Origin of the sequence: Sphingomonas sp. GC_Shp_5 (assembly GCF_026540855.1) — a bacterium.
In the GTDB taxonomy this organism is placed as follows: Bacteria; Pseudomonadota; Alphaproteobacteria; order Sphingomonadales; family Sphingomonadaceae; genus Sphingomonas.
The window spans coordinates 44,431-56,839 of sequence record NZ_JALNUP010000025.1 but is presented as its reverse complement, the minus strand read 5'-3'; the positions used below and the strand labels follow the sequence as shown (position 1 = coordinate 56,839).

The 12,409-nt window shown below is 61.7% G+C and carries 9 protein-coding genes; 3 read left to right on the top strand and 6 right to left on the bottom strand.

The genetic code is table 11. The features are described from left to right. Positions 1–193: 193 nt before the first annotated feature. A complete protein-coding gene (locus tag OXR60_RS16800) occupies positions 194–1,663 on the top strand; it encodes a helix-turn-helix transcriptional regulator (RefSeq protein ID WP_267397105.1) in 1,470 nt (489 codons plus the stop codon). A gap of 98 nt (positions 1,664–1,761) precedes the next feature. Here OXR60_RS16800 and OXR60_RS16795 read toward each other — a convergent pair whose 3' ends face one another. Further along, complete coding sequence (locus tag OXR60_RS16795) at positions 1,762–2,145, bottom strand: DUF892 family protein (RefSeq protein ID WP_267397104.1); 384 nt, start codon at positions 2,143–2,145, stop codon at positions 1,762–1,764. Between OXR60_RS16795 and OXR60_RS16790 the strand changes: the two genes are divergently transcribed. Then, positions 2,145–2,366: a hypothetical protein gene (locus tag OXR60_RS16790; RefSeq protein WP_267397103.1), complete on the top strand. Its 222-nt coding sequence runs from the start codon at positions 2,145–2,147 to the stop codon at positions 2,364–2,366. The two genes, OXR60_RS16795 and OXR60_RS16790, sit on opposite strands and share 1 nt — an antisense overlap. Positions 2,367–3,014: 648 nt before the next feature. Here the strand turns inward: OXR60_RS16790 and OXR60_RS16785 are convergent. The 4 genes from OXR60_RS16785 to OXR60_RS16770 all read right to left on the bottom strand — a co-directional run bounded on the left by OXR60_RS16785 (position 3,015) and on the right by OXR60_RS16770 (position 7,322). Next, positions 3,015–4,289: a HupE/UreJ family protein gene (locus OXR60_RS16785; protein WP_267397102.1), complete on the bottom strand. Its 1,275-nt coding sequence runs from the start codon at positions 4,287–4,289 to the stop codon at positions 3,015–3,017. Further along, positions 4,286–5,548, bottom strand: a complete 1,263-nt coding sequence (locus tag OXR60_RS16780) for a DUF3500 domain-containing protein (protein WP_267397100.1) — start codon at positions 5,546–5,548, stop codon at positions 4,286–4,288. The genes OXR60_RS16785 and OXR60_RS16780 overlap by 4 nt, the downstream gene beginning before the upstream one ends. A gap of 126 nt (positions 5,549–5,674) precedes the next feature. Continuing rightward, positions 5,675–6,445, bottom strand: coding sequence for a response regulator transcription factor (locus OXR60_RS16775; RefSeq protein WP_267397099.1), 771 nt, complete (start codon positions 6,443–6,445; stop codon positions 5,675–5,677). A gap of 16 nt (positions 6,446–6,461) precedes the next feature. Next, entirely contained in the window at positions 6,462–7,322 is an 861-nt protein-coding gene (locus OXR60_RS16770; RefSeq protein ID WP_267397098.1) for a HAMP domain-containing sensor histidine kinase, read from the bottom strand. Between the two features lie 1,054 nt (positions 7,323–8,376). Here OXR60_RS16770 and OXR60_RS16765 point away from each other — a divergent pair. Next, positions 8,377–11,358: a TonB-dependent receptor gene (locus OXR60_RS16765; protein WP_267397097.1), complete on the top strand. Its 2,982-nt coding sequence runs from the start codon at positions 8,377–8,379 to the stop codon at positions 11,356–11,358. A gap of 318 nt (positions 11,359–11,676) precedes the next feature. Here OXR60_RS16765 and OXR60_RS16760 read toward each other — a convergent pair whose 3' ends face one another. Beyond that, positions 11,677–11,994, bottom strand: a complete 318-nt coding sequence (locus tag OXR60_RS16760; RefSeq protein WP_267397096.1) for a hypothetical protein — start codon at positions 11,992–11,994, stop codon at positions 11,677–11,679. Between the last annotated feature and the right edge of the window lie 415 nt (positions 11,995–12,409).

Sequence of the window (12,409 nt, the reverse complement as noted above, 5' to 3'; positions counted from 1 at the left end):
GATGCGCAGTTCGTCGGACATGGCTGACCTTGTGGTTAAGCCCCTCCAACAGCTTCACATCACAGGTGTTCCGGGCTGGGACATTTAGCCAACCCGACTAGCTAGTAGGAAAATACTAGAAGCTTGGTGGTACAATGGTGCCTTCGCAGGCGGTGAGCAGGAACATCGGCAGCGACCCTGCGCTTTGAGGAGCATGAACAATCCTCTCCCTCGCTCCCTCGCCGGTAACACGCTTGTCCATCTGGAGCAGCTGATCGGCGAGCTGTCTGCGGGTGTTATCCTGCTTGATCTCTCCGGTAGCATCATTTGGGCGAACGGCGCTGCCCTCACCATGCACGGTGTCGACAAGCTCGACGGCCTGGGTACGACAGCGGACGAATATGCCAAGCGCTTTGCCTTGAGCGAACGCAACGGTCAGCGGCTTGCCAGTCGTGATTATCCGGTGATGCGGGTGCTCGCAGGCGAAGACATTCCCGATCTAATCGTCGAGGTCAGTGCCAACGGGGCTAAGGGGCCCCGCTGGACGCACCATGTCCGCGATGTCGTCATGACCGGCGAGGATGCCGATCCAGATTGCCTGGCCCTCGTCATCCAGGATGTTTCAGAGCAATATGATGCCGAAGAGCGTTTCGAAGCCATGTTCCAGGCCAATCCGGCGCCGGCTCTGATCCTGCGGCTGGCAGATCACCGGTACGTGCGCGTCAACAGCGGCTTCCTGGAAATGAGTGGCTATGCACGAACAACTGTAATCGGTCGTTCTTTGTATGACCTAGACGTTCTACATGGGGCCGAGCGCCTGCACATTGCCAAGGAACGGCTCGAGGCGGGCAAGACCATCCCGCAGATGGAGGCGAAGCTGCCACTTTCAGACGGGCAAGAGGCGCTCGTGGTGGTTGCTGGGCAACCTATCGAGATCGGCGATGACAAGTGCATGCTGTTCACCTTCACCGACCTCGAGCCGCGGCGCAGGGCCGAGCGCTCCCTGCGCGACAGTGAGGCCCATTTTTCCACCCTGTTCAGGATGGCGCCAGTGGCGATGGCGCTGACGTCCCCAGACGGCCATCGCATGATCGAGGGAAACGAGGCGTTCTGGCGCTTGACCGGCTACACCTCCACCAACTTCCTCGGCAAGGCTGCGGGCGATCCGGAGCTGTGGGCCGATGTCGGGGAACGCAACTCTGTTGAAGCGGAGATCGAGCGGTCAGGTGGCATCCGCAATCGTGACGTCCGGCTGCTCGGCGCCAAGAACCAGCCGGTAGATTGCCTGCTTTCGGCCGAGCGCATGTCGCTGCGCGGCGAACACTGCACGCTGTGGCTGTTTCAGGACATCTCTGCTCGGCGGACCAGCGAGCTTGAACTCGTTGAGGCAATTGAAGCCGTGATGAAGGACGCGAGCTGGTTCAGCCGCTCGATCATGGACAAGCTTGCCAGCCTCAAGAACCCGCGGGGGACCGAGGGGCAAAAGTCAACGCCAGAGCTGACCACCCGCGAGCGAGAGGTGCTGGGAGCTATTTGCGAGGGGTTGGACGACAAGGCGATCGCCCAGCGTTTATCGCTATCGGGCAACACGGTGCGCAACCACGTTGCCAGCGTTTACAGTAAGCTCGGCGTGAACCGCCGCGCTGCAGCCGCAGCCTGGGCCCGCGAACGGGGGCTCGCCTGAAGATCTGGCTTACAGCTCGGAGGAGCTGAGCGTTCGGGCGATGATCGAGCGGCTGTTGGTTGTCGTCCGCCCGGCAGCAGCCAGGCGGACGAGGCAACTCACGCATCCTCGGCTTGCAAGTTGACCGACGTCTCGGCGAGTTGAGTCATGTACTCATCGCCACCGTAAATCTCTTTGGTAGCCTCTTTGAGCCTTTTGCTGTCGTCCTTCAGGCCGAGTGCCTCAGCGTAGGCGGCAGCCGTGCCGAAGCCGGCAATCCCGTAGTGCGTCATGCGCTGGTACTGCGCGATGATCAGAACATCGAGCAAAGGTCCCTTCTCCGGCCCTTCCTCCAGCACGTGCTTGGTCGCCTCGGCAACGAGGCCTTCCATGCCTTTGCAGTGCTCCTTGGAGACCTTCTCGTCCTGGCCTGCAATCAGCTCCTTCAGGATGCTTTCACGGCCTGGGCTTCGCGGGCGGGCTACTGGACGTGATGCACGCAATGTCGGGCCGCATCGTCACACTGGCCATCCTCGGCTTCAGCCTCGGCGTCGAGGCCGGCAATCAGATGGTGCTCCTGCCCCTGTTCGCTGGCTTGCGGGCAATGACCTGGAAGGCAGGCGGTCCGGGACAGCAAAGGGTGCGACGCGTTCGGCGACTGGGCTCGATCGTCGTCGCCGGGGCGGGCGTGGCTTACCTGATCGACGCGATCGCCACGCTCTGAAGCGACGATCGTTCGGGTAACCGCATCGAGGACCCACATCACGCCGCTCAGCATCACGACGCACATCCACTTCAAAATTCGATCGGGAGCCAAGACCAATCTCACGTCCCAACTGTTCCTGCCCGATAGCTTGAGTGAGTTCCTGTACACGCAGGTCGCTGCCTATCGACGTGACGCACTGCGCGACACCCTGAACTCCGAAGACGGCGTTACGATCGAGGCAGGCGACAGCGTCGAAGGAACGGTGCGCGAGACGAATGGGCGGTATGTCATCGGGCTGACCGTCTGCGTCGACCGGAATGCGATCGCCTCTCCCGATCATGCGCCGGGCGACAGGCCCCGCCAGGACCCCGGCTCGTTCGGCCCCGTCAACGCTCATGACAGGCGGGGACCTCCGCCTGCCCCCCCCGCCCGGCGATGGACCACCTCGTCACGGCTTTCTACCGGGGCTCGGTGAGCGTCCTGGCCCGCCGCCCGGAGCACGGCCACTCACCGGCGAGCCACGCGTTGCCGCACTTTTGCCCACCGCTGCACGTATCGCACGGCGTGGCCCACCACCGCCAGACAAGGGGTGACGTCGCGCTTCAGCGTGCCCGGGCAGCAGCGCAGCGTCTCGGGTACCCGGCGTGTGAGCCGATCAGCCTCAGGCTATGCGTCGATGTCACTCTTGCGATGGCTGAAGGCGGCAACGAGAGAGGCTGCGATCGCAAGCACGAGCACTAGCCACGGGGCGCTCGCACGAAGCCCCTCCAACGACGCCGACACCACGTTAGCCGTGCCGCTGATGCGCTCCAGTGCCCAGCCCAGCGACGCCACCGCCGCGAAGGCGGCGCCCGCCAGCCGCACGGGTCGATAATGCCCCGACCAGGCAAGTAACATGAGCCATGGAACGACTGCCGCAACGACGAGCAGCTGAACGGATTCGATGCCAAGATTGAAACCGAGGACCGCAGCCGCCTTGTTCCAGCCGTCCAGGCCCCCACCAGCGATGACCTGACTGAAGGCCAGGCCATGGACGAGGCCGAACCCCGCCGCCACCCATGTCTCGCGACCCCTCAGGAGCGGGCGCCAGGCATGGAGTGCGGAGACGAAGATCGACAGGGCAATGGCGACCTCGACCGGCCGGGCGGGAACCGGAATGCTGCCGAACACGCCGATGATCAGTGTCAGTGAATGACCCAGCGTAAAGGCGGTGACGAGCTTGGCGAGCCGGACCAGTGTCTGCCGCGTGCCGATATAGGCGCCCCAGGCGCGACTGCCTTGGCGGCACAACGGCGCCGGCAGAAGCAGGGCAAGCAAGAAGAGCAGGTGGTCAGTACCGTCGGCGATGTGCTCCATCCCAAGGCGAAAGACACCGGTAAAGCCATTCCAGAACGACCCCTCGTCGCGGTTCACGTCAAGCCCGGTGGTGATGAAGCGAATGGTGCCAAGCAGCTGCGGATCCGCGCCGAACACGCCATTGGCCCAGTCCGAGCGTGCGAACACCAGCACCGTGTGTGTCATCACCTCGTGATTGATGACTGAGTAGTTGAAGCGGAAACGCCGCGTCGGTGCGCCTGGCGGCGGCGTTAGGGTGAGATGGGCAACGAGGTCAGCATGGCCTAGATCAAGGTTCTCGTCGACCTTGAGGCTGTCGACGCGAACGCGCCAGGCACGTCCATCAGGCGCGACCGGCTGGACGTGAGCCATCAGATAGGCAGGAAGCTCACGGGGGTAGCGCTCGACCGTCTTGCCGGGCGCATCCATGATCGGGTGCTTGAAGCCGAGCTCGAACTGGTCGAGCGGCATGTCGAGTTCCAGTCCGACATCGCTGCGACGGAAGTCGAGCAACGCGGCCGTGCCTGGCAGCGCATGGGCGAGTACTGCTGCTCCAGAGATCAGGAGCAGCAATGCCGCCAGCCACTTGATCAGGCTAAGCCTCATGTCCCGCTGAAGTTGCTCGATCCGTTACCGAACTGGCCGCCATAGTCGGCGACCTTGTCGCGCCAGATGCTGTGATAGTGGACCTGGCTGCTGTAGACGACGCCTTGTTGAACAACGAATTCAATCCAGACACGCGGGCCATCGACGCGTATGTAGGAGCGTTGCGACGTCACACCCGATGGGAAAGCCCCGAAGTCGGCCGAGCCGCCAGCACCTTTGGCGTAGCCAACATAAGTCGACGCAAGCTGGCTGGTGCTTTCGTAAACGCCCAGCAATTGACTGGCTTTGTCGCTTGGCTGCGTGTTGACATATGCTTCGATCAACGACTTCACCAGCGCCTGGGTTGTTGAATCCAAGCTGGTATAGAGCAGTCCACGATTAGCCGTGGGGTATGACAGAGACCCAAAGTTGCTGTCGGTGTTGCCGTTGGCCCCGGCGACCACGTCGTTGTAGGTGCCGCTGAGCAATGCGCCTGACGCGAATGTGCTGTTGGCCTGAAGTGCCTGCGCCAGATTGTAGGCGGCGAGCCGCTGCGTTTCGACTGGCGCATGCTGCGTGCCCGCGGTGGAAGCCGTCACCGATCCGTTCACGACGACCGAGCCCGTGGACGTCACCGCCCAGTTCGGGGGCTCGACGCCAAGGAAGGCGGGCGACCCCGACACATAGGTCGAGTTGTACATGATGTTGTAGGCGAGGTGGTGCCCGGCAATCTGCAGCATCCAGGGCGAACTGGTCGATGGCGTTCCGAGAATGGCGATCGAGTACAGGCCCGAGCCATAGCCGCTTTGCGAGCTGGCAAGAACATCGTCTGCCCGGCGGATTTCATCCTGCTCGGTCTTTCCGGCGGTGCTCAGCGCCGTCGCCATCAGGTTTTCTGCTGCCGTGAGCTGAGCCGTCGTCAGCGTCGAGGTGTTGAGCCGCAGTCCTTGCCGGTTTCCGGGAAGATTGGTCCATTGAATTGCGTTCGCGCGCGTAAGCGTAAATCGAGCCGTGGTCGTCGTGCCGGCGGTACCCGTTTCCGTCTTCTGCGTGTCGCTCAACGTCGCAAGAAAGGCTTCCGCGGCGGTAACGACCGCAGCCGTGCCGGTGCCCTGGCTGACTCCGGTGCCGACGCCATTGGTGGACGTGCTGGAGGTGGGAGTTGGCGTGGCCGTGGCGGTAGGTGTCGGGGTTGCTGTTGCGGTAGGGGTAGGCGTAGCGGTCGACGTATCGCCTGAATCATCACCGCAGCTTGCCAGCATGAGCGCCGACGCGATCACCAGGTACGATCCCCTATGCCGCATAACAGCCATCACTCTCTCCGTCAGATCATCAATTGATGCCTCCGCTTAGCAGATCGGCTGCCCGGGAGTTTTTCAACGGCTGCAATAAACGCGCTTCATCTGTCATTTCTCGAGCGAGGCGACCACCGGGAGATCGAAGGTGTAGCCCTGGCCCCGTATCGTCCTAATCATCTCCAGACTGCCAACGCGGCCTGCCATCTTGCGGCGAAGGCGGCTGACTTGAACGTCAACGTTACGATCGAACACGTCGCGATCGCTGTCGGGAGCGCTGTCGAGCAGGTCCGTTCGCGTGAGCAGCTGCTTTGGTTGCTCCACAAAGGACAGCAGCAAGCTCAGTTCACCTTCCGACAAGTGCACGATCACGCCCGAAGGGTCGAGCAGCACCCGCATGGTCGCATCCAGCATCCAGCCTTGAAACCGGAAGATCCTGCGCTGCCTCAGCGCGTCGGTGCCATCAGGCGCGGTTCGCTCCGCTCGTCGCAACGCCACCTTGATCCGCGCGAGAAGCTCAGGAGGGCTGCAGGGCTTCTGGACGAAGTCTTCCGCACCAAGGTCCAGGCCGGCGATGCGGTCAGTATCGGTGCTGTACGCAGAAAACATGAGCACCGCAGGCTTACCAGGCTGTGCGCCAAGCTCACGCAAAATGGTCAAACCGTCGTCACCCGGCAGCATCAGATCGAGGATGATAAGGTCGATCTGGTAGGTGGCGAGAGCCGTTTTCATCGCCACGGCATTGGCGGCGAGGCCGACCTCGAATCCGTTTCGCGACAGGTAGTTTGCCAACAATCGCGCGAGGCTTTCGTCGTCATCGACGACCAGCAGATGCGGCTTGCGGCCGAGCCGCGGATCAACCGAACCACTTTGTGCCATCATCAGCCACGCCTCCTGATCACCGCGGGATCGTCACGAGTGCCAAGAGCCCTCCGACACTGTGATTGGCAAGGGTGACGTCGCCCCCATGGGCACGCGCGATCGCTCGCGCACTGGCGAGGCCAAGGCCAATACCCCCGGTCTTGCGATTGCGCGATGGTTCGCCGCGGTAGAACGGCTCGAACACCCGCTCCAGATCCCCGGCGGCAAGCCCTGGCCCGCGATCACGCACTTCGACGATCGCTGCTTCGTCGGTCGCGGTCAGCTCGACATGGGCTTCCCCGCCGTAGACCACCGCGTTCTCGATGACATTGGTGAGCAGGCGCCGGATACCCGGCACATCGACCTCCACCTCAACATCGATGCCCGGCAACAGGCTCACATCCTGCCCGGTGTCCGCAAACTCTTCCACCACCGTTTCGGTCAGCGAGCGAAGCGCCAGCCGCTGACGCTTGGGCGTATGAGAGTGGTCGCGGACCAGCGCCAGAACGCCGGCTGCCATCTGGTCGATTTCTCTGATCTCCGCTTCGCCGGCGTGACGAATGGCGTCGGGAGCGTCCTGCAAGAGGAGCGCGAGCCGCATCAAAGGCGTTCTGAGATCGTGGGCCATTGAGCCCACCATTAGCAGTCGCTCCTCGACATATCGGCGCAGCCGTTCCTGCATTCGGTTGATCGCCGTTGCGGCAGCCGTAATTTCCGGCGGGCCTCGGACGGCGACGGGTTCGCTGCGCGGATCGAGCCCCAGCCGATCTGCGGCGCGACTGAAAGTAGCGATCGGTTCGACGATGCGGCGCGCAAAGAACCAGGCAAATGGCGCAACGACGATGGCCGAGGCCAGGAGCCACAGCAGTACTTCCCACTGCCACCGTTCGACCTTCAAGGCTGATGACGACACAACACGCCATCTGCCGCCGGGCTGCCTGAGGCCTACTTCGAACGGGCTGGCAAGATCATCCGCTGTCAGTACCGGGGCCGGGCTGCTGTCACGGACAGGGGGGAACGCGATCCGGTTGGACGGGGGTTCGAGGCCGCCCCCCGGACCACCAGGGCCGCCCGGAGGTGGCGGTCCGGGTTCCTCATCTACCCGGCGCCGAGACACAACACGCACGCGCGCCGACCTCACCGCCAGATCATGGGCAATGTGAGCGGCAAAAGCTCTTTCCGTAGGATCCTGCCAGTTATCCGCCGGGGCGACGGCCCGGGTGGCCACCTGCATTGTCCCCGCCGATGTGCCTGACTTGAGGGCGGCCACGATCGCGCTTACCTTTGTCGTCTGTACGGCCGGGGTCGGCATCGCCAGCACAAGTGCGAAGGTCACCGCCTGGGTCGCCACCACCGTCGTGAAAAGGAGCGCAAGCAGTCGAACGAAGGTCGATTTGGCTGGATTGGGCGTGGACACCTTCGCGTTCCTTTCTGGGCGCAGCGCCGGGCTCAATGCGGCCGCCTGCTCCAGCCCGGCATTTGTTCTTCCTCCTATCCCCCCAAGGCCAGGCAAGCCAGGCAAGTAGCTGGTTTGCGTCCGTAACCACGTGCGTAGCGATTATACCCGTCTCCCATCAAGCGGCCTAAATGCCCGTCCGGGAGGAAAAATCGCCGACATAGAGGTGATACGATGCTGTGACTTCCCTGTTGCCTACCGCCGACAAATGCACGTGCAGCCAATGATCCGCAGGTTTGCTGCCCAACCCCTGTGACATAGGTCTTATAAACTCGCACGAAGAAGAAGGTTAGGTTCACGGATCAGATCTCGCCCTTTGTTGACCGGCATGTTCGATGCCCGGCCATCGGCAAACTCAAGGTTTCTTCAAAGGGTGCTCACACTCTTGTGTAGAGCCTCAGGTAGTATCACGTGATAACAATGGCAGGAGAGACCAAACAGCATCATAAAACGCCGAAATGATCTATGTAACACTAAGCAGACATCGTGACACGAAGTGCAACAAACAGTGTTTGCAAATGCACACTTAATATCTCAGTTGCGCCGCTGCCACGCAGAGCCATTGCTGAGCCACATCGACCGCGACAAACCTATGCAGGTGGAGCCATCCACCGCTTTATGTCTACTGCCATTTGCAGGCAGCTCTGGGGGTTTGTCAATGATACTGTCATATCGCACGCATCTGCTTGCATCATCGCTAATGTTCGCGTCGGTTACGCCCGCGTGGGGGCAAACGGTGCCCGCAGCTGCTTCGCAGGATGAGGCCACCGCAACTCCGGCGGACAGCGAGATCGTTGTCACTGGTTCGCGCCTCGGTCGGCCTGAGCTGACCCAAGCGTCACCGATCGCGACCGTCACTGCGCAGGAGTTTGCGCTGACCGGCCAAGTTAATGTCGAGAACGTCCTCAAGGATCTGCCGCAGATCGTACCAAGCCTGAGCGGCGCGTCCAACAATCCCGGTGGCGGCGTCTCGACTGCCGATCTTCGTGGTCTCGGCGCTTCACGAACGCTGGTGTTGGTCAACGGCCGCCGCTACGTTTCCTATGACTCCAGTCAGATCGTCGATCTTAACACGATCCCCGCCGGTCTCATCGAGCGGGCGGATATCGTCACTGGCGGCCGGTCGGCCGTCTATGGCTCGGATGCTGTGTCAGGCGTGATCAACTTCGTGTTGAAGCAGGACTTCAGCGGGGTGCAGGCCAGCGCTAATTATCGCATCAATCAGGAAGGTGATGGTGGGACCTTCAACACCAACCTGCTGCTCGGTGGCAATTTCGCGGATGATCGCGGTAATGCCACCATCTATTTCGATTACACCAAGCGTAACGGCATCCTCCAGGGCCAACGTGACTATTCGCGTCAGGCGCTCGTCGATGACGGTGACGGCGGCCTGATAGCTGGTGGGTCAGGATCGATCGAAGGTACTCGCTTTGCCATCGGCGGGATCAATCGCAAGTTCGAGAGCGATGGCAGCTATTCAGCCTATAACTCGCTGACGGATGCCTATAACTACGCGCCCGATAACTACCTTCAGGTGCCGCAGAAGCGCTTCCTGATGAGCGCCCAGACCCATTACGAGGTGAGTCCGGCGCTCAACGTCTATGCCGAGGGACAGTTCATCAACAATCGCGTGCAGAACCAGCTTGCCGCGACCCCGTTCACCGGCTCGGTTGCGCTTGATGTCGACTCCTCGTTCCTGTCGCCGAGTTCGCAAGCACTGTTGCGCGGACTCGATACCGATGGCGACGGCTATGTCACCTCCACCATCTATCGCCGACTGACGGAAGTCGGCCCGCGCATCTCCTCCACCGACAATACCGCCTATCGCGTCGTTCTTGGCGCAAACGGCGACCTTGGCGGCAACTGGGCCTACGACGCTTATTATAGCTACTCGCGGACCAAGTCTGTCGAGACCCAGACTGGTAACGTGTCGCGCAGCCGTGTCCTTCAGGCCCTGCGCACCACCTACGATGCCAATGGCAATCTCGTCTGCTCCGACACCAGCAATGGCTGCATGCCGCTCAATATCTTCGGCGCGGGCAACATCAGCGATGCCGCGGCGGCGTTTATCACCATCCCAGTCCAGAATACCAGCACGATCAGTGAGGAAGTCGCGAGCGCTTCCATCAAGAACACCAACCTGTTCGACCTGGGCGCGGGGCCCGCGGGGATCGTGTTTGGCACCGAGTATCGTCGTGAACACGGCAGCTACAATCCCGACTTTGCGCTCTCGTCCGGCGACGTCGTCGGCTTCAACGCCGGCGAGGGGCTGAGCGGCGGCTACGACGTCAAGGAGCTGTACACCGAAGCCGATGTGCCGCTGCTCGCGGACAAGCCATTCGTCAATCGGCTCGAGCTCAACGGCGCCTACCGCTATTCCTATTACTCGACGGCTGCCAAGTCGGTGAGCACCTACTCGGGCGGGGTGGTCTGGGCACCGATCAAGGACATCAGCCTGCGCGGTCAATATTCACGCGCTGTGCGGGCACCGACGGTATCCAACCTGTATAGCGGCTCGTCGCAGGACTTCCCGGCGGCAACCGATCCCTGCACCACAGCGGCGGCGACCACGAACGCCAACCTTGCGGCAAGCTGCGTCGCCACCGGCGTGCCGGCGGCGCTGCTCGGCACTGCATACGACGGTGGTAGTACTCAGATCGAGTCGGTGGATGGCGGCAACGCCAATCTGCGCGAGGAGACGGCGGATACCTACACCGCGGGCATCGTACTTCAGCCGCGCTTTCTGCCCCGCTTCTCGTTCACGGCGGACTATTACAAGATCAAGATCGCGAACTACATCGCGGCACCAGGCACCTCGAACCTGATCCGAGCCTGCTATGGCGATGCGGCAAACGGCTATACGCCTTATGATGCCAGTTATTGTGCCAGCCTGCCGCGCGACGCCAACAGCTATGCTATCACTGATGCCAGCAACACGCTGTCGAACACCGGCGGGGTCAACACCCGCGGCGTCGATTTCGAGGCGCGCTACAGTGTGCCCTTAGGCTTCGGTGCATTCGGCAGCGGCGGCAGCCGACTTGACTTTCGGATTAGCGGCACGCGGCTGATCGCTTTCGACTACAACCCGCTCGCCGCAATTCCCGACCTCACCCTCAATTGCGCCGGTAAGTTCGGCGTTAATTGCGGCAATCCCTATGCGAAATGGCGTCTCTCGTCGCGGGTGACCTGGACCAGCGGCCCGGTCACGCTCTCCGTGCTGCATCGTTACCTCTCGCCGGTAGACGACGATGATGCCACGACCACCTATTCGGTCGAGCACATCAAGGCTTACCACTACTTCGACGTCACCGCTGCATTCGACGTGGCCAAGGGCTTTACCTGGTCAGTGGGCATGAACAACGTCTTCAATCGCCAGCCGCCGATCCTCGGCGACAACCAGGAACAGGCGAATACCTACCCGTCGACCTACGATCCCTACGGGCGTGCGTTCTTTGTCAGCACATCAGTGAAGTTCTGACGGCGACATGGGAGTGGCAGGACGCTGTCACTCCCAGATGCCGGCGATCGGTCAGCAGATAGAGTCGCGCGCGCCGCGCCTGTCGCTGGTGTGGATGGCGGAGCATCACACAGACGCCGCCATCGTCGCGCTTAAGTGATCGGAGCGAACCGGACCGCGACCACCGGACGCGCAGCGGCGCACGAGAACTTCGCATTTGGCAATTGCTGATCTTCGCAGGATCCAAGCGTGACATAGCTGCGGCTTAGTTGGCGTAGGGCGAGGTCGAGACACGGCCGGCATCTGAACTAGGCGTCCGTATAGCGTGGAACAGCGTCGTCACTGGCACGTCGCCTTCCCACCAGCCCCGTTGCTGATCATCGGGTTGATCTCATGCTGGCCAAGAAAGTCGAACATGCCCGTCAGCAGCGCTTGGGCTGCCGGAATAGTTAGAGCTATCCTTCCTACCACGACCCGTTCCAGCCCAGGATGCGCTTTAGAATGATCGCAGCGGGCGCTTTCCAACGTGATCGTGACGATGCCGTTGATAACGGCCAGTCCCGACACGGCCGTTGCGAGTATCTCCGGCGAGAACGGGTTATCGATCAGCGGGATGTCGGGCTGGGAAGACGGCGTAGGATGAGGGAACATCTTCATGGTCGCGTGCTCCCCACCGAGTCAAGTCTGCCGGCCGGGGTGAAGGGAGCCTGCAGAATTGTAATGGGATGCTCAGGCAAGTTCACTCGACTAGGATGAGCGGACAGACTCCAGCCCGACGACCATAGGAACCAGCTCAACATTCATCATCTCCAAGGACCAAATTAGCTCATGAGCGCAGCAACCTGACCGACACCATCCAGCCTGCAGCAGCTGGAGGTGTGATAATAAGGACACATGGCAAGAGAATAACGCTATGTTGCAGCGCTGCATTATGCGAGGCGGACATGAGGTTGATGAGCACCATAGCGCTAACCGCAGCGGCTCAGCTGCCTTTGACAAGGCAACCGCCATGAGGATGCGGGATGACGCTCCGCACTGCGATGAACGACGGTCGCGTGGTTTGCAGTCGAGC